This window comes from Mycobacterium celatum, from assembly GCF_002101595.1.
Classification (GTDB): domain Bacteria; phylum Actinomycetota; class Actinomycetes; order Mycobacteriales; family Mycobacteriaceae; genus Mycobacterium; species Mycobacterium celatum.
Window position 1 is genome coordinate 1 of the sequence record NZ_LQOM01000029.1, and the last position, 19,863, is coordinate 19,863.

Annotated in this window: 5 protein-coding genes; all 5 read right to left on the reverse strand. The window is 66.1% G+C overall.

Going from position 1 to position 19,863, the window contains the following annotated elements; genetic code table 11:
* On the reverse strand, positions 1–14,481 hold a 14,481-nt coding region (locus tag AWB95_RS12510; protein ID WP_428838833.1), incomplete at its 3' end, for an amino acid adenylation domain-containing protein.
* Between the two features lie 445 nt (positions 14,482–14,926).
* The gene (locus tag AWB95_RS12515; protein WP_062540296.1) at positions 14,927–16,192 is read right to left on the reverse strand and encodes a glycosyltransferase; all 1,266 of its coding nucleotides are present in this window, start codon (positions 16,190–16,192) and stop codon (positions 14,927–14,929) included.
* Positions 16,189–17,448, reverse strand: coding sequence for a glycosyltransferase (locus tag AWB95_RS12520; protein WP_062540297.1), 1,260 nt, complete (start codon positions 17,446–17,448; stop codon positions 16,189–16,191). The genes AWB95_RS12515 and AWB95_RS12520 overlap by 4 nt, the downstream gene beginning before the upstream one ends.
* 19 nt (positions 17,449–17,467) lie before the next feature.
* Positions 17,468–18,457 carry an NAD-dependent epimerase/dehydratase family protein gene (locus AWB95_RS12525; RefSeq protein ID WP_062540298.1) on the reverse strand — a complete coding sequence of 330 codons (990 nt, stop codon included), beginning with the start codon at positions 18,455–18,457 and terminating at the stop codon, positions 17,468–17,470.
* Positions 18,457–19,836, reverse strand: coding sequence for a nucleotide sugar dehydrogenase (locus AWB95_RS12530; RefSeq protein WP_062540299.1), 1,380 nt, complete (start codon positions 19,834–19,836; stop codon positions 18,457–18,459). The genes AWB95_RS12525 and AWB95_RS12530 overlap by 1 nt, the downstream gene beginning before the upstream one ends.
* Between the last annotated feature and the right edge of the window lie 27 nt (positions 19,837–19,863).

A 19,863-nucleotide genomic window follows, 5' to 3' on the forward strand; every position in this document is an offset into this window, starting at 1 on the left:
ATACAACTCCCCCACCACCCCCACCGGCACCCGCCGCAACCACCCATCCAACACAAACAACGCCGCGCCTGGCACGCATGAACCGATCGGCGGCGCGCCCGCCCCTGGTGCCAATGGCACACTGGCCGTTGCGAACACGGTCGTTTCGGTGGGGCCGTAGACGTTGAGCATCACTCGCCCCGGCGCCCAGCGGTCCACCAATGCGGTGGGACACGGCTCAGCTCCGACCACCAATGCCGCCGACTCCAAACCCTGCGGCGACAACGCACTCAGCGCCGACGGAGTCTGCGTCAGGACTCTGACGCGCTCTGTGACGAGTAAGGCGTGGAAGTCTTCCGCTGAGCGTGTCACCGAGTCGGGGACCACCACCAACCGGCCACCGAAGAACAGTGCGCCCCAGATCTCCCACACCGAAAAGTCGAACGCATACGAATGACACTGCGTCCACACCTGTCCGGCGTGTGGCTGCAAGCCGGCGTCGAATGAGTCGAACAGTCGGGTGACGTTGTGGTGGGTGACGGCGACGCCTTTGGGGACACCGGTAGTGCCCGAGGTGTAGATGATGTGGGCGAGGTCGTCGGGCGCCGGTGCCGGCAGCGCCGTAACAGGCTGGCCACCAACAGCGGGGTCGTCGACATCAACAACCGCCACCCCATACCCAGCCACCCGCTGCGCCAACGCGGCCGTGGTGATCACCGCGACCGGCGCGGCATCGGTGAGCATGAACTCGACCCGCGCATCGGGCAATGCCGCATCGATCGGCAGATAAGCCGCACCGGACTTGAGCACCGCCAAAATTGCGACAACCGCCTCGGCCGATCGGGTAAACAGCAGCGCCACCCGCTCGCCCGGACCTACACCTCGCTCAGCGAGCAAGTGCGCCAACCGATTCGCGGCCTCATCCAGCTCCCGATACGTCAACGAGCGGCCCTGGCAGCTCAGTGCCACCGCATCCGGTGTGCGGGTCACCTGTTCGGCGAACAGCGCCGGAACCGTCGCTCCGGACGTAGGCCGGTTCAGCATTGCCCGATTACCCCAGCCGTCCAGCCGGGCGTGCTCGTCAGCATCGAGCAGATCCATCGACGAAAGCGCTCGGGTCGGGTTCGCGGTCATCGCCGCCAGCACCCGCTCCAACCGGCCGACGAGTGATTCGATGTATTCGGGGTCGAACACCTCGGTGTCGTATTCGACGCGCAGGCCAAGTTCGTGACCGGGGATGGCTTGCATTGTCAGCGGGTAGTCGGTCGATTCGCGGCTGGTGAACCCGGTGATGGCCGGCCCGTCGACCCCCGACATTGCGTTGGTTTCGATGGGGTAGTTCTCGAACACCATCAGGGTGTCGAACAGTTGGTCGTGGCCGGTGACGCGGTGAATCTCGTTCAGCGATAGATGTTGGTGCTCAAGGGTGTTGGCGTGGAGCCGCTGCAGTTGGTCGAGCAGTTCGACGGTTGTGGTTTCGGCGGTGATGCGCGCCCGCATCGGTATCGTGTTGATCAACAAACCGACCATCGAGTCCGCGCCGGGCACCTCGGCGGGCCGGCCGGACACCGTGGTGCCGAATGCGACATCGTGCTGGCCGGTCAGCCACGTCAGCAGCTGCGCCCAGCCAGCCTGCAGCACGGTGTTGAGCGTGGTGTGGTGTGCGCGGGCCAGTTCGTTGAGCGAGCCAGTGATGTTCTCGGGCAGTCGATATGAGAGGACGCCTCGCTGCGCCGGCTTTGCGTTTTGCGGCTGGCCGACCAGAGTGGGGGCGTCGAACTCTGCCAGCACTTCTTGCCACGCGGCGCGGGCACCCTCGTGGTCGCGCTCAGCCAGCCAGGTGATGAACCGGCGGTATGGCACTGCCGCGGGCAGCCGTTGTCCGTGATAGCAGGCGAAGATTTCCTGCAACAGGATGGGCAGTGACCACCCGTCGAGCACGATGTGGTGATTGGTCAGCACGAAGCGGTGCCGATCCGGTGCGGTGCGGATCAAAGCGACCCGAAAAGCCGGGGGGTGAGCCAGGTCGCAGACCGCGGCGCGTTCGGCGGCGCAGAGCTGGTCGATTTGTTCGTCGGGGGCGGCGTCATTCTCAAGATCGACGTAACGCCAAGGGGCTTCGGGATTGGCCGGGATGAGTTGCACCGGTCGGTCGAACTGTTCGCAGAATCGGGCCGCCAGTTGCGGATGGCGGTTGATCACCGCGTGCACCGCATCGCGTAGCCGTTGATGATCGAGCCGGCCGCTCAAGGTCATGTCCAGTTGCACCGCATAGAGATCGCGGTCGTGCCCACTGCGGGCGTGAAAGAGCAGGCCCTGCTGCAAGGGCGTCAGCGGTAATACGTCCACGACGGGATAGTGGCGCTCGAGCTCGTCGATCTGCGGCTGGCTCAGGCGGGCCGGGGCGATGTCCGACGGGGTGAGCCCGCCGCCGCCGGCCCGCACGTGCGCGCAGATTCCGGACAGGGCGTCGACCCACAGCCTGGTCAGCCGGCTGGCCTGAGTTTCGTTGAAACACGACGGCGCCCAAGCTAAGTCGGCGTGCAAGTGCGGGCCGGCGTCGGTGTCGACGGTTCCGGCGTTGAGCTCCACGGTGTGCGCCATCGGCATCGGTATCGCCGCGCTCGATCCCGCGAACAACAGGCCTTCCTGGCAGATCCGCCAAACATCACGCGACCCGGTACCCGTGGCGGCGCCAAGACGCCCGAAGTAGTTGAATCCTATCGGCGGCTCGGGCTGCGCCAGGTCGACATCGCTGTTCAGATAACGCAACGCGCCGTAGGTCAGGCCGTCCGGGAGAGCGCGCAGTTGCTCTTTGGCGTCTTTGATCACCGCCCCGAGCGCCGCCTCACCGGCGATCACCTGACCCCAGCGCAACCCGCCCAGTTTCAGCGCCACCGGGTACTTGGTGGTGAACCACCCGACGGTGCGCGACAGGTCGACGTCGGGGGCCAGTTCTTCGTGGCGGCCATGGCCCTCGACGTCGATGCCGATCGGCGCGGCACCGGTGCCCAGAAACTCCGTCAACGCCAACCCGAATGCGATCAGCAGGATGTCCTGCACCCCGGCGTGAAACGCCGCCGCTACGTCACCGAGCAGCATCGCCGTCGTCTGGGCGTCCAGCGAGACTGACAGATGGCCGGCGCTTGCAAAGGTATCCACGTCCGGCTGAACCGCTGGCAGTGCGGCCGGGGTCGCCGCCACCTGTTTCCAGACTTCCGCGTGGGCGACGACGTCCGGAGCGTGGGCGTGCTCGCTGAGAAGCTTCGCCCACCTGGCAAATGACGTTCCGCTGGCCGACAGCGCCACCGGTTGTCCGCTGCCATGCTGAGCCCATGCAATGTTCAGGTCTTCCAATAGGATTCGCCACGACACCCCGTCGACTGCCAGGTGGTGAACGATCAATGCCAGCTGGCTCGTCGAGGCCACCCACAGCGCGCTGAGCATCACCCCGGCGGCAGGGTTCAAACGCGACCGCGCCTCGATGAGCGCCTCGTCGGACAATGCGTCGACGGTGTGCAGGCAAGCGCGTGCGTCCACCGATCCGGCCTCGGGCACGGTCAGCACCCAGCCGCCGTCGTCGACGCGCGCGCGCAGCATGGCGTGCCGATCCAGCAACGCCTGCAACAGCAGCACTGCATCCGCTTCACATGCGTCTGGCGGGGCCTGGATCAGCACGGTTTGATTGAACTGATCCACCGGGCCGTCAATGCTGTTCAGCCAGCGCATGATCGGGGTGGGGCTGACCTCGCCTACGCCCTCGTCGACCTGGCCACCGGCACCGGCTGTGTCGACCACCCGTGCCAGGTGGGCCACAGTTTGCTCGACGAACACATCGCGCGGCCGGAACAGCAGACCCGCGGCCCGCGCTCGCGCCACCACCTGCATCGCCGAGATGCTGTCCCCGCCCAAATCGAAGAAGGAGTCGTCGACGCCGACGCGCTCGAGCCCGAGCACTTGAGCGTAGATGCCGGCCAGGACCTCCTCGACCATGGTGGCCGGGGCGCGGTACGGGTCGCCGGTGGTGTATTCGGGGGCCGGCAGGGCGCGGGTGTCGAGTTTGCCGTTGGGTGTCAACGGCCAACTGTCCAGCGCCATGATCGCGACCGGCACCATGTACGCGGGCAGCCGCTCACTGAGTTGGGCACGGATGTCGGTCGGGTCGGCGGTGCCAGTGATGTAGCCGACCAGGCGCTTGTCGCCCGGGCGATCCTCGCTCGCGATCACCACCGCCTGCTCGACGCCGTCCAAAGCGATTAGCACGGCCTGGATTTCGCCCAGCTCGATGCGATAGCCGCGGATCTTGACCTGCTCATCGACGCGGCCCAGATAATCCAGCTGCCCATCTGCGCGCCAACGCACTAAATCGCCGGTCCGATACATGCGCGCCCCTGCAACGCCGAACGGGCATGCCACGAACCGCGACGCCGTCAACGCATTGCGTCCCGCATACCCGGCGCTCACCCCGGCGCCGGCCACATACAACTCGCCGACCACACCGACCGGCGCCAGCCGCAGCCAGCTATCGAGCACGAACAACGCCGCACCCGGCACCGGCGAACCGATCGGCGGCGCCCCCGACCCCGGCGTCAACGGGGCACTGATCGCGACACACATCGTGGTCTCCGTGGGGCCGTAGGCGTTGACCATCAAGCGCCCCGACGCCCACCGGTCCACCACCTCGGCCGAACATGCCTCACCGACCGTCACCAGCGCCACGGATTCGAAGTCCTCAGGCGAAAGCACTTGCAGGGCAGACGGAGTCTGCGTCAGCACGTCGACCTGTTCGTCAATCAGCAGGGCGCGCAACTCGTCCGGGGAACCGGTCACCGCCTCGGGCGCCACCACCACCCGGCCCCCACGCAACAGCGCGCCGAAGATCTCCCACACCGACACGTCGAATGCCAGGGAGTGAGCGTGCGACCACACGCCCGCCGCCGGCAGCCCCGCATCCAACGACCCCAGCAAACGGGTGACGTTGCGGTGGGTGACCGCAACGCCTTTCGGAACTCCGGTGGTTCCCGAGGTGTAAATCAGATAGGCAATGTCGGCGGCGGCCGGCGCCGGCAGTGCCGTTGCGGGCTGCGCGCCGATGCAGGGGTCGTCGACGTCGACGACGGGCATGTCGAACCCGTCCAGCCTTTCCGCCAAATCCGCGGTGGTGATGGCGGCGACCGGTGCGGCATCGCCAACCACGAACCCGATGCGGACAGCCGGTACTGTGGGGTCGATTGGCAGATACGCTGCCCCGGTTTTCAGCACCGCCAATATCGCCACGACGGCCTCGACGGACCGCGACAACAGCAGCGCCACGCACTGCCCCGATCCGGCACCTTCGGCAACAAGCATGTGCGCCAACCGGTTCGACGCCTCGTCGAGCTCGCGGTAGGTCATCGACTGACCTTGGCAGCGAATTGCCACTGCCTCCGGTGCGTGGGCCACCCGTGCTGCGAACAGCTCGGGAATCGACGGCGCCGACGGTTCGGGCCGGGTCAGCACCGCGAGGTTGGCCACCGCATCCAGCCGGGCGTGCTCCCTCTCGTCGAGCAGATCCATCGACGACCACATCGCCCCCGGGTCGGCGGTGATGGCTTCCAGCACCCGCCGCAGCCGCTCGGCCAGCGTCTCGACGCTGGCCGCGTCGAAGACGTCAGTACGGAACTCCACCTCCCCGCCGATCCCGGCGGGCGCACCGGCCTCGGTCCAGCGCTCGGTCAGGGAGAACACCAAATCCATGCGAGCAGAACGGGTTTCCACAGGAACTGGCGTGGCCTCCAGATCGGCCAAGGTCAGCTGTGCCGGCTGGTTCTGCCATGCCAACGCCACCTGCACCAGCGGATGATGGGACAGGCTTCGCGCGGGGTTGAGCCGCTCGACCAGCACCTCGAACGGCACGTCTTGGTGTTCGTAGGCGGCCAGGGCGCGCTGTCGCACCTGAACCAAAAGCTCAGCGACACTGCGGTCTTCGGACATGTCGATCCGCAGCACCAGCGTGTTGACGAAAAACCCGACCAACTCGTCGAGGGCGGGATCACGGCGCCCGGCGATCGGGAAACCCACCGCCACATCAGGATTCGCGCTGAGCTTGGCCAGCAGCACGACCAACGCGGCCTGCACCACCATGAAGCTGGTCGCATTGTGCTCGCGGGCCACCCGCGCCACCCGCTGCTGCAACTCGGCCGGCCATTCCACCGCCACGCTGGCGCCACGGTGATCGGCCACCGGCGGATAGGGCCGATCGGTGGGCAATTGCAGCCGCTCCGGCAGGCCGACCAGGACGTCCTGCCAGTAGGCCAGCTGGGCGGCGATCGGACTCCCGCTGTCGTCCAGATCGCCGAATTGCGCGCGCTGCCAGAGCGTGTAGTCGACGTACTGCACGGGCAACGGCGCCCACTCAGGCACCCGGCCCGCCCGCCGGCTGGCATAGGCCACACCCAGATCACGCACCAGCGGAGTGATAGACCAGCCGTCGGCGGCGATGTGGTGCAGTACCGCCACCAACACATGCTCGTCCTGGGCGACACGGAATAGCTTTGCCCGCAAAGGAATCTCAGCGGTCAGATCGAATGCGTGCCGCGCCGTTTCGTCGATGGCCTCTTGCAGCCGGCTGTCCGGCCAGCCGGTGGCGTCGACGACGTCCCAGCCAAAGTCGGCCTTCTCGACGGGCAGAACCACTTGCTGGGGTATTCCTTCGGGCGCCGAAAACACTGTGCGCAGGCTTTCGTGGCGGCGCACCCCATCGCGTAGCGCGTCACCCAAGGCGTCGACATCCAGCAGTCCCCGCAGCCGCAATGCTGTTGTCATGTTGTAGGCCGGGGACGGCCCCTGCACCTGGTCCAGAACCCAGAGCCGGGATTGGGCAAACGACAAGGGCACCACCGCCGGTCGCGGCATAGCCGCCAACGGCTCCAGCCGCCTCGCGCCGTCACCAATGTGCGGCGCCAGCTGGGCGACCGTGGGCACGTCAAACACGGCACGCACCGCAAGCCCGGCACGCAGAGATTTGTTGATTGCGGCAACCAGACGCATTGCCGACAGCGAATCCCCGCCGAGTTCGAAGAAGGAGTCGTCGCGCCCGACCCGCTCGAGCCCGAGAACTCGGGCATAGATGCCGGCGAGGATCTCCTCAACCGCGTTTGCCGGCGCGCGATAGTCACCGCGATTGTAGTCGGGGGCCGGCAGGGCCCGTTTGTCGAGCTTGCCGTTCACCGTCAACGGCAGCGTCTCGATCGCCACCACCGCGGCGGGCACCATATACGTCGGCAGCCGCTCGGCCAGCTTCTCGCGTACGCCGGCCGGGCCCGCGGTGCCGGTGATATAGCCAACCAGCCGTTTGTCACCCGGGCGGTCCTCGCGGGCGATCACCACCGCCTGGTCCACGCCGTCGAGCGCGTTCAGCGCCGCCTGCACCTCGCCGAGTTCGATGCGATACCCACGGATCTTGACCTGCTCATCGGCACGGCCCAGATAATCCAGCTGGCCATCGGTACGCCACCGCACCAGATCGCCGGTGCGATACATCCGCTCACCGAACCCATCGAACGGGCAGGCCACAAACCGCGACGCGGTCAACCCGGGTCGCCGCACGTAGCCACATCCCACGCCGGCGCCGGCCACGTACAGCTCCCCGACGACACCGGGCGGCACCGGGCGCAACCAACCGTCGAGCACGAACAGCGCTGCTCCTGCTACCGGCGCACCGATAGGCACGACTCCCGAGCGGGCGGTCAGCGGCGCACTGATCGCCGCGTACACGGTGGTCTCGGTGGGGCCGTAGGCGTTGATCATCATCCGCGCCGAAGCCCACCGATCCACCAGCTCGGGCGAGCAGGCCTCTCCGGCCACCACCAACGCTGCGGACTCCAAACCCTGCGGCGAGAGCATCCCCGCTGCCGAAGGCGTCTGGCATAAAACGTCGACTCGTTCGTCAATCAGCAAGGCGTGCAAGTCATCCGGCGAGCCGGCCACCGGCTCGGGAACCACCACCAGCCGGCCGCCGTGTAGCAGCGCGCCGAAGATCTCCCACACCGAGACGTCGAAGCTATACGAGTGCCACTGCGACCACACGCCCGATGCCTGCAGGTCGGCGTCCACGGTGTCGAACAGTCGAGCCACGTTGTGGTGAGTGACCGCAACCCCTTTGGGCACGCCGGTGGTACCCGAGGTGTAAATCAGGTAGGCGACGTCGTCGGGGGCCGGCGCCGGCAGCGCGGTGACGGGTTGGGCCTCCAGTGCGGGATCGTCGATATCGATGACCCGCAGGTCGCACCCGTCCAGTCGGGATCGCAGCCCGGTGGTGCTCAACGTAACGATCGGCGCGGCATCGGCCACCATGAACCGGATGCGCGCCAGCGGTAGCGCCGGGTCGATCGGCAGGTAGGCCGCTCCGGTCTTGAGCACTGCCAGGATGGCGACGACGGCCTCTGCCGACCGCGAAAATAGCAGTGCCACATACTGTCCCGGGCCTACGCCGTGGTCGGCCAGCAGGTGCGCCAACCGGTTCGACGTCTCGTCGAGCTCGCGGTAGGTCATGGAACGGCCCTCGTAGCTGACCGCCACTGCCTGCGGAGTGCGCGCGACCTGTTCGGTGAACAACTCCGGAACCGATGCTGCGGCCGGTGCGGGCCGGGTCAGCACGGTCCGGTTGCCCCACTCACGCAGCCGGGCATGCTCACCGGCATCCAAGACATCCATCGCCGAGAGCCGCCGGGCCGGGTCGACGGTCATCGCGACCAGCGTGCGCTGCAACCGCTCGATCAGTGTTTGGATGCCGGCCGGGTCGAACACCTCGGTGTCGTATTCGACGCGCAGGCTTAGTTGCTCGCCGGGCAGGGCCTGCACGGCCAGCGGGTAGTGGTTGTACTCGTGGTTGCTGAATTCGGTGATGGTCAACCCGTCGGCACCCGACAAAGCGCCCGTGTCGATCGGATAGTTCTCGAACACGAATAGGGTGTCGAACAGCTGGTCGTGGCCCGTGACGCGGTGAATGTCGCCGAGACCCAGATGCTGATGCTCGAGTGTGTCGTTGTACGCAGCTTGCAGCTGTCCCAACAGATCTGCGGTAGTGGTTGCAGACGTGATCTGCGCGCGGACCGGCACCGTGTTGATGAACAGGCCCACCATCGAATCCGCGCCGGCGATCTCGGCTGGTCTGCCCGAGACCGCGATACCGAAGGCGACGTCGTGCTGTCCGGTCAGCGTGGTCAGCAGCAACGCCCAGCCGCCCTGCAGCACGGTGTTGACGGTGGTGTGATGCGCCCGCGCCAGCTCAGCGAGGGCGCGCGTGATCGGCTCGGGTACCCGGAAGGTGGCGGCGGCGCGCGGCCCCGGCTCCAGCCGATCCGGTGGGCCGACTAGGGTGGGGGTGTCGAAGCCGGCAAACACGTTGCGCCACAACGCTTGGGCGCTGGCAACGTCGCGTTCGGCCAGCCAGGTGACGAAGCGGCGGTATGGCAGCGCGGGGGGTAGCCGCTGCCGGTGATAGCCGGCGAAGATTTCCTGCAACAGGATCGGCAATGACCAGCCGTCTAGCGCGATGTGGTGGTAGGTCAGTACAAACAGGTGCCGATTTTCTGCGGTGCGAAGCAGCGCGGCCCGAAACGGCGGCTGGTCAGTCAGCGCGGTTACCGCGGCGCGTTCGGCCGCACGCACCTGCAGGATCTGCTCGTCGATGTCGGCGTCGAGTTCCAGGTAGCGCCATGGCATCTCGGGATCGGCGGGAATGAGTTGCACCGGTTCGTCGAATTGTTGACTGAATCGGGCGGCCAAGTTGGAATGCCGGGTCACCAAGGTGTGCACGGCGTCGCGCAGCCGCTGCTGGTCGAGCGGCCCGCTCAACGTGATCTCCAGCTGCATCGCGTAGACGTCGTCGCTGCCCTGCGCGGTGCTGGCATGAAACAGCAGGCCCTGTTGCATCGGGGTCAGCGGCAACACATCGGCGATCCGGTATTGCCGCTGCAGTTCGTCGATCTCGTGCTGGCTCAGCCGGGCCGGGGCGATATCCGACGGCGTCAACCCGCCCCCACCACGGCGCACATGCGCGCAGATCCCGGCCAGCGCCTCGAACCACAACCGGCTCAACTCACCGATTTGCGCCTCATCCAACACCGAGGACGCCCAGATCCAGTCGGCGTGCAGATGCGGACCGGAATCGGTGTCCACCATGGCGGCGTTGAGCTCCACGGTGTGCATCAGCGGCATGGGCACCGCGGATGCGGCGCCGGTGAGCGACACGCCTTCCTCGCTGATTCGCCAAAGATCGTCGGCCTCGGCGGCCGAAAGACCAAGCCGCCCAAGGTAGTTGAAGCCGATTGGCGGGTCCGAGCCGGCCAAATCGACCTCGGTGTTCAGGTAACGCAGCACACCGTAGGTCAGCTCGTTGGGCAGTGTGCGCAGCTGCTCCTTGGCGTCTTTGACCAGCGTCCCCAGCCCAGCCTCGCCGGCCACCACCTGCCCCCACGACAGCCCAGTCAGATTCAGCGACACCGGATATTTGGTGGTGAACCAGCCCACCGTGCGCGACAGGTCCACGTCGGGGGCCAGTTCCTCGTGCCGGCCATGACCCTCCACGTCGATGCCGATCGGCGCGCCACCAGCGTGGAAGAACTCCGTCAACGCCAACCCGAACGCGATCAGCAGGATGTCGTGCACCCCGGCATGGAAGGCCGCGGGCACGTCGGCCAGCAGCATGCGGGTGGTTTCCACATCCAGCTCGGTCGACAGGTGCCCGCCACGTTCATAGGTGTCGACCTCCGGGCGCACCGCCGGCAGCACCGCAGGCGCCGTCGCCGCCTGCCGCCACGCCTCGACCTGGGCCAGCGCATCCGGGTGGCGCGCGTACTCGGCGAGCAGCAATGACCACCGCGCAAACGACGTCTCCGGAGTCGGCAACGCGACCGGCCGGCCCGCCCGGTGCTGGGCCCAGGCAGTGTTGAGGTCTTCCAACAGGATTCGCCACGACACCCCGTCGACGGCGAGGTGGTGAATGATCAACGCCAGCTGGCCCGCCGAGGCCACCCACAGCGCGCTGAGCATCACCCCGGCGGCCGGGTCCAACCGGGATCGGGCAGCCGTCACCGCCTGTACCGACAACACGTCCACCGAGTGCACGCAATCGCGCGCGTCCATCGAGCCGGCCTCGGGCACCCACAGTGACCAATCCCCGTCGCCGCCACCCGTGACGCGCGCCCGCAACATGGCGTGTCGATCCAGCAGCGCCTGCAACAGCGCCACCACGTCGGCCTCGCTCACCCCCGGCGGGGCCTGCAAGAGCATCGTCTGGTTGAACTGATCCACCGGGCCGGGCACGCCGGCCAGCCAGCGCATGATCGGGGTGGCCAGCACCTGTCCGATGCCCTCGTCGACGGGGCCGCCAGCGGCGTCGGCCACCCGGGTCACCCGGGCCAGCCGGGCCACGGTCTGCTCGACGAACACATCACGCGGCCGGCACAGCACACCGGCAGCCCGGGCCCGCGCCGCCACCTGCATCGACAAGATGGAATCGCCGCCGAGTTCGAAGAAGGAGTCGTCGACGCCGACTCGCTCGAGCCCAAGGACTTGGGCGTAGATGCCGGCCAGTAGTTCTTCGATGGCGTTGGCCGGGGCGCGGTAGCGATCGGCGTCGGCGTATTCCGGTGCCGGCAGCGCCCGCTTGTCGAGTTTCCCGTTGACCGTCAACGGGATAACGTCAAGCGCCACAATGGCCGCCGGCACCATATAGGCGGGCAACCGCTCAGCCAGTGCGGCGCGCGCGGTCACCGGGTCGACGGTGCCGGTCATGTACCCCACCAACCGCTTGTCACCTGGGCGGTCCTCGCGGGCTATCACCGCGGCCTGATCTACTCCCTCAAGCGCACTCAGCGCGGCCTGCACCTCGCCGAGTTCGATGCGATATCCGCGGATCTTGACCTGCTCGTCGGCGCGCCCCAAATAGCTCAACTGCCCCGCAGCATCCCAGCGCACCAAATCCCCGGTGCGATACATCCGCTGCCCCGGCACCCCGAACGGGCACGCCACAAACCGCGACGACGTCAAACCCGCCCGGCGCACATAGCCATATGCCAGCCCGGCACCGGCCACATACAGCTCGCCGATGACACCGGCGGGCACCGGACGCAACCACCCGTCCAGCACGAAAAACCCGAGGTGGGCCAACGGGACCCCCACCGGGCTGGCGGGACTGTCGATGTCGCCAGGAGTGATTTCGCGCAACGATGCATGCACCGTGGTCTCGGTGGTGCCGTACATGTTGATCAGACGCGGCAATCCCGGATGGTTGTCGCTCCACGTCCGAAGACGTTGCGGCTCAAGCGCTTCCCCGGCAAGCACCACCGTCTTGAGCTTGAGCTGACGACCCAATTCCGGTGCCAACGCATCAGCAGTCTGCAACGCATAAAACGCCGACGGTGTCTGACTCAACACACTGACCTGCTCAGCGGCCAACAACGCGTGGAAATCCTCCGGCGAACGCGCCACCACCTCGGGCACCACCACCAGTCGCCCACCGCTCAGCAGCGCACCGAAGATCTCCCACACCGAGACGTCAAAAGCCAACGAATGCCACTGCGACCACACCGCGGTGCGCTCCACGTCGTCGTCGACGGATTCCAGCAGGTGAGTCACGTTGGAGTGGGTGACGGCCACTCCTTTGGGCACACCCGTCGTACCCGACGTGTAGATGACGTACGCGACATTATCAGCAGTCGCCACCGGCAAAGCAGAAGTGGGCTGGGCACTCACGGCCGGGTCATCGACATCGATGACGTGTACGTCGAAACCATCCAGCCGATCGGCTAACCGGGCAGTGGTGATCGCTGCGACGGGCGCGGCATCGCCTACTACGAACTCGACCCGGGCCGCCGGGACCGCCGGATCGATCGGAACATAGGCCGCCCCCGTCTTCAGCACCGCCAAAATCGCCGCGACCGCCTCAGCGGAGCGAGGCAACAGCAGCGCGACGCACTGGCCGGGGCCCACACCGTGGTGGGTTAGCAGGTGCGCCAACCTGTTCGACGCCTCATCGAGTTGCCGGTATGTCATCGACAGGCCCTCGAAGGTCACTGCCACCGCATCGGGAACGCGCGCGACCTGCGAGGCAAACAGGGCCGGAATCGACGACGGCGCAGTCGGCGGCGCAGTCAACGCCGCCTGGTTGCCCCACCTGTGCAGTCGGGCGCGCTCACCGGCATCCACTACCTCGATCGACGACAGCGCTCGCGCCGGGTCGGCGGTCATCGCGAGCATGACCCGTTCCAGCCGGCCCACTAGACCGTGAACATCACAATCGGCAAGCAATTGTCCCGGCCCGGCGGTGTCGAGAAAAAGTTGATCCTCGGCGCGGATAAACCACAGCTCGAGCTGATCCTCGAAACCAGAATGGGTGACGGCTCCAGATCCAGCCGCGCCGGCGAAATCCGCTAGGCGCGTGGTCGGAATGAAATTCAGGAGAACCCGATTCGACGGCTCCTGGGAGCCACGCGGCCGCGACCTGTTCTCGAGAACACGCACTGGGAAACGCTGATGCTCCAGCGCCTCTCGCATTCGCGCATCCACGTGTTCGCAAAAAGCGGCCACCGCCTGCCACGGGGAAGCCTTCAAAACCAGTGGTACAACTCCGGAAAGCATCCCGGGCACCGTGGTGGTTTCCGGAAGCACCCGTCTGCTCACCGGGAAGTCGAACACCACCTCCGAGCCCTCGACGTCGCACCCTCGCACCAGCAGCGCGCAGGCCGCGGTGATCACCGCGGCTCGACGCACCCCCAGCGCCCGCGACAATTGGGTGATCTCCGCGACGACGTCAGGGTCCAGTTGAACGGGCGCAGAAGACTCGCCGGCGTCGCGCCCGCCGCCCGCACGCGCCAGCTGGTAGCGCGGTTGGTTTTCCGGCGGAAGGTTGTTGGTCCAATAGGCCTTGTCGGCGAGGTAATCAGCAGAGGCCTCGTAGTTCGACTCGCAATCGACCAGGTTTCTCAGTGACCCGAAAAATGCGGGCGGAACCTGCGTTCCCGAGGCCATCGCAGAATAGACGGTCGCAATCCGGTGCGATATAAGTCCGATGCCGATCCCGTCTATCACTAAATGATGGCAGCATACGAACAAATAGAATTCCTCGACCGCTGTCTGGAACAAGGCGAATTTGAAGAGCGGCCCGGTCATCGGCATCAGCGTGCGCTGAATCGCATAGGCCAGCCGATATGCGTCTCGCGCGGGGTCGTGCGAGCCCTTGAGGTCGTAGCGAGCGAGCTCGACGTCCGGATAATCAACGGCCTTTTGGAAAACGTGGCCATCAACCTCGAAAAAGGTAGCTCTGAGTGGTTCGGCCTCGGCCACGACTTGACGAACGGCCTTGGCAAGCAGCTCGGGGTCGAGGACGCCCTCGATTCGCCCGAGCATGCCCAACTGCCACTTGGCGTCTAAGCTCCCCGTTTCCTGCGCAAGCCAAATGTCGAGCTGGCCCCGGGTGAGCGGCAATGCTCGGTCATCAAGTCCCACCGGGGCTTTCACCGCTTAATGTTTGAAGGCCCGTCCCCCCGCAAGGTCCCCCGCAGACTCTTCGGCGCGGTACCGGTCCAGTTCTCGCCGTGGTTGACCAAGACGAAAAAACCAACATGGTCGCCGTCATACGGATTGGTGCTCACAGTCCTCCCGACCACCTAGTTAGACGTCACGCTCAGTAGACATGCGTGGAACAGCGTTACAGACAGTAGTGGATACGGGGAGTATCGGTCCGCGTTTCGATAAAATCGTCCAAAATCTTGGACCCCGACCCGTCACCCAGCTGCTCGTGCACGAGCAGGGCTGCGGCGGTCCTGAGCAGGGTAGCTAGCCCGCCGCGATGGCTGGCCCTTGTGCCATTTCGGTCTGCCGCTGTTCATCAAGCGGCGCTTCGGTAGGCACGCAAAGAATCTCCGTCACCTGTAAGAACAAGTTCTAGTCCCGGGTCAGAAGGTCATCGAGCGTTGCGGTGAGCGAAATCCTCGACCAGGTCGGCGGCCGCCACAACGCTCTCGGCCGCTTTGGTCATTCGGGTGGCGATCTCGCGGGCCCGGCTGACGTAATCAGGAGCCAGGATCCGGCGCAGGTCGGCGACCAACGTTTTCTCGGTCGTGGCGGAAAAGCGTCGGGCCGTACCGACCTTCAGTTGTTTGACCCGGCTTCCCCACACCGTCTGATCGATGTCCGTCGCAAGAATCAGCGTGGGCACGCCGGCGCGCAATCCCGTGGCGGTCGTGCCGGTACCACCGTGATGCACGACGGCGCGGCAGGCCGGAAAGACGGCCGCGAGGTTCGCCGCGTTGACCAGCTTGACGTGCTCGAAATCGGGGAGGCCGCGAAAGTCGCTCCAGCCGGCGCACACCAACGCCCGCTCACCCAACTGCGCGCACACTGCGCTGATCATGCCGAGCGTCGCGGCGGGAGATTCGACCGGGACGCTGCCGAAGCCGAAGTAAATCGGCGGTGTCCCGGCCGCAATCCACGACGCGATTTCCTCATCGGCGTCGGTCGGCAACTCCATGGTCAGCGCGCCAACAAATGGCCGCCGGCCATCACGCTTCGCCCATTCGGTGGCCAGCCCCGGGAAGCAAATGTCGTCGTAGGCCTGGATTTCCAGCCATCCCCGTTCGGCGATCCGGCGCGGCACGGGACTTGTTGCCTTCGGCAGGCCCAGCGCGCGGCGCTGCGCATCCTCGACCTGCTTCGCCAAACGCCAAGAAAGCCACCAGAACACCCTCATTGCGGAACGGCCCAGCCACGACGGCACGAATCGCAAGAACTGGCCGCTGGCCCGCACCGGGAAAATATGCACGGTCGCCAGCGGAATGTCGTGATACTCCGCGACGTTGACGGCGGGCTGCTCGAAATTCAGGCCGGTGACAAGCAGATCGGCACCGTCCGCCAGCGACGTCAGCGTCGAACAGATGTCGTCCCAGCGCTCGATCACCGGCTCGGCGATTTCGCGCCGCAACCTGATCAGATCCCGGATCCGCCAGAAGTTGCGGAAAAAGTAGGTCCAGAAGCTGCGATGCGCGTCCAGGATGGGTTGCACTTCGGGTCCGAAAGCGACGGCCGCAGGCCCGGCCGCCTCGGCGAAGCCGACCAAGTCGGGCGGCACGGCCATGCGCACGTCATGTCCGCGGCGCACCAGCTCACGGCCGACGGCGACGCACGGTTCGACGTCGCCGCGACTTCCGTAGCTTGCCAGCGCAAATTTCATCGCGGATTCTGGCCCTTCACTTTCCGTGCGGCGAAGCTCTCGACAAGATCAGCGGTGGCCGCGATGCTTTGGTCAGCTTTGGTCATCCGAGTGGCGATCTCGCGGGCCCGGGCGACATATTGCAGGTCCAGGATCCGGCGCAGGTCTGCGACCAGCGAGCTCTGAGTAGTGCTCGAAAACCGCCGGGTGGTACCAACTTTCAGCCGCTTGACCACAGCGCCCCAAATCGTCTGGTCGCCCCACGTCGACAGGATCAACGTGGGCACTCCGGCCCGCAGGCCCGCGGCCGTGGTGCCGGTACCGCCGTGGTGCACGACTGCGCGGCAGGCGGGAAAGGCCGCCGCGTAGTTCATCTCGCCCACCACCTTGACGTGCTCGGCATCGGGCGCCTCGCTGAAGTCGGTCCCGCCGGCGCACACCAACGCCCGCTCACCCAACTGCGCACAGGCCGCACCGATCATGGTGATCGTCTCCGCCGGAGACTTGGCCGGCGTGCTGCCGAATCCGAAGAAAATCGGCGGCGTTCCTGCGGCGATCCACGACGCGACCTCGTCATCGGCATCCGTCGTCAACTCCAGCGTCAGCGTGCCGACAAAGGGCCGTCGGCCGCCGAATGCTGCCCACTCGGCCGCCAGAGCGGGAAAACAAACCTCGTCGTAAGCCTGGATCTCCAGCGCTTCCGCTTCGCCGATCCGCCGCGACGGCAAGCCCAGTTCACGGCGCTGCGTGTCCTCGAGCTTCTTCGTCAACGGCCGACCCAGCGCCTCGGACAACTTCATTGCGGAACGCGCCAACGGAGCCGGAATCGCAGCCAGCTGCCCATTGGGCCGCAACGGGAAGGCGTGCAGCGTGGCCAGCGGAATGCCGTAATACTCCGCGACGTTTGCAGCGGGCTCCTCACCGATCACGCTGGTGAACACCAGGTCGGCCCCCTCCGCCGACGACCTCAACGTCGCGCTGGTCTGCTCCCAGCACTGGGCAAGCAGTTCCCGATCCTTGCGCCACAACCTGCGCAGATCCCGGAGCCGCCACGGCTTACGGAACAAACACGTCAAGAAGGCACGGTGCAAGTCCTGCCACATCCGCGCATCCGGCCCGTACGCCACCGCCGCAATCCCGGCCGACTCCGCGAACCCAACCAGGTCCGGTGAAACGGCCAGTCGCACGTCGTGCCCGCGGCGCAGCAGCTCACGCGCCACGGCAACACCCGGCTCGACATCGCCGCGAGTTCCATAGAACGCCAGCGCAAACTTCATCGCGGGACACCTTAGCCTCTCACTCGGATTCATTGAGGTACCACGGGTTGGCCCGCGCCCAATCGACGGTGCGGCGGATCCCTTCTTCGAGATCGACCTCCAGGCGCCACCCCAACTCCCGCTGCGCCTTCGTCGAATCCGGGATACGACGAGGGATGTCCTCGTAGCGCGCGCCGTAATGTGCCGCAGTATCAAGAGCTTCGGCGCTGGACACCGCGTCGACGTTCGCGATTTTGATCGCCAATGCGACAGCGCCGCCCACCGTCGTCTCGGTCATACTGCCAATGTTGAACGCCTGGCCGATTGCCGTCTCGCTCTCGGACGCAAGCAAGGTGCCGGCGATCGCGTCGTCGACGTAGGTGAAGCACCGCGTCTGGTCGCCGGCGTCGTAGACCAGCGGTTGGCGCCCATTGAGAATCCGGTGAATGGTCCGGGAGATCACGAATATCGGCGCCTGCCGCGGGCCGTACACGTTGAAGTAGCGGACCACCGTCACCGGCAGTCCGTAGGTCGTGTGCATCGCGAAACCGAGATGCTCGGCCATCGCCTTGCTCGTGCTGTAACTCCACCGCGCCGTCCTCGTCGGACCGAGCACGCGGTCGTCGTCCTCGGCGAACGGTGGGTTGGGGTTCTTTCCGAACACCTCAGACGTGCTGGCCAACACCACGCGCGCCCCGCGGCGCTGACTCAGCTCGAGGACATTGCGAGTGCCGGTCACGTTGACGTCGATAACCCGCAGCGGGTCTTCGAGATATTTTTCGACACCGACGACGGCAGCCAGGTGAAAGACGGTGTCGACGCCAGGTATCAGTGCTTTTTCCAGGGCGGACAGATCGGTGACGTCGCCCCGCACGAACCGGAAGTTGGCATGGCGGTCGAAGTCGACAGCGCGGTCGCGGGTGTCCTTCGCAAGATCGAAAACCGTGACCGTGTCGCCGCGGCGCAGCAACGCGGAGACCAAGTGCGATCCGATGAAGCCGTAGCCGCCCGTCACGACGACGTTGGACACTATCGCCCGATGCCCTTGTAGACGAAGCCGGCGGCGCGCACCGCTGCCGGGTCAAAGCTGTTGCGGCCGTCGAGAAACACGCAATTGGCCCCCGCCAGGCCCGCCAGCCGAATCAACGGGATCTGGTGAAAGTCTCGATGGCCCGCGAGGACCACCAATGCGTCGGCATGTTCGACCGCGGACTCGATGTCTGCGGTCAGGGGGATCGTCGTCACCGCGAGGGCCTCCTCGTCCGCCACCCACGGGTCATGCACCGAAAGTTCGCAGCCGGTCTCCTCGAGCAAGGCGATGACGTGTTTGGTCGGCGTGAGACGGCAGTCGCCGGTGTTGTTCTTGAACGCGATGCCCAGCACCGCAATCCTGCTCGTCTCGATCGCCTTTCCCTGATCGGCGAGGAGTTGCTTGAGCAGCTCGTAGGTGTAGGCGGGCATCGTGTCGTTGACAGTCCTCGATGTCCGCGGAATCGCGAGGTCCAAGCCCACCGACTGTCCCAGGTGGTCGACGAACCACGGATCCTTCGTCAAGCAGTAGCCGCCGACGCCCATGCTCGGCATCAGGATGTTCACATCGTGGCGGCCTTTCGGCATCGTGTTGGCCGCGTCGATGACTTGAAGGACGTCCATCCCGATCCGGTCGCATACCTTGGCCAGCTCGTTCGCCAGCGCGACGTTCAGGTCGATCCAGAGGTTGTCCGCCAGCTTGACCATCTCGGCGGTGCGTGGGTCGTCCACGACGACGGAGTCCACGCCCAGGGTGTGACGCCACAGTGTGGCGCATGCGCGCGCGCTGCGCTCGTCGATGGCGCCTACCACGATGGGGATCGACGTCAGTTCGTGGACGGCTCGGCCTTCGGCAAGCCGCTCAGGGCAAAATGCCAATCCGAAGTCGACCCCCGCGCGTAGTCCAGAGGTCTCTTCGAGGATCGGCTGAACGAGGTTCTGGGTGGTATCGGGTGGCACCGTGCTTTTGAGGATGACCAGGTGCCCGGCATGCAGATGCTCTCCCACGGACCGCGCCGCGGCCTTGATGTGGTCGACGACGGGTTCGAAGTCATCAAGCGGCGTACCGACGTTCACGATGACGAAGTCGTTGTTCGCCAGAACGCCGAAATCGGTTGTGGCGCGGAGCCTGCCGACTCGTACGCTGTTGGCGACGAGCTCATCGAGCCCCGGCTCGGGCACGGTGGTCTTGCCCAGGTTGATCTCGTCGACGACGCTCTGTCTGACATCGATTCCCGTGACGGGCCAACCGCGAGAAGCCAGTACGGCCCCGATCACCGTGCCGATGTAGCCGAAGCCGACAACGGCGATTCCCGACTGCTTGCCACGCACCAAGAGGTCGATCTCAGCATCACTACGTCCGAATACGCCTTCAGGCATCGCCCGCCTAACTAGTCAGACCCCCGG

What these genes read in the sequence shown, in the direction of transcription:
- AWB95_RS12515 (WP_062540296.1), bottom strand. Translation starts at nt 16,192, where the DNA reads ATGAAATTTGCGCTGGCAAGCTACGGAAGTCGCGGCGACGTCGAACCG.
- AWB95_RS12520 (WP_062540297.1), bottom strand. Translation starts at nt 17,448, where the DNA reads ATGAAGTTTGCGCTGGCGTTCTATGGAACTCGCGGCGATGTCGAGCCG.
- AWB95_RS12530 (WP_062540299.1), bottom strand. Translation starts at nt 19,836, where the DNA reads ATGCCTGAAGGCGTATTCGGACGTAGTGATGCTGAGATCGACCTCTTG.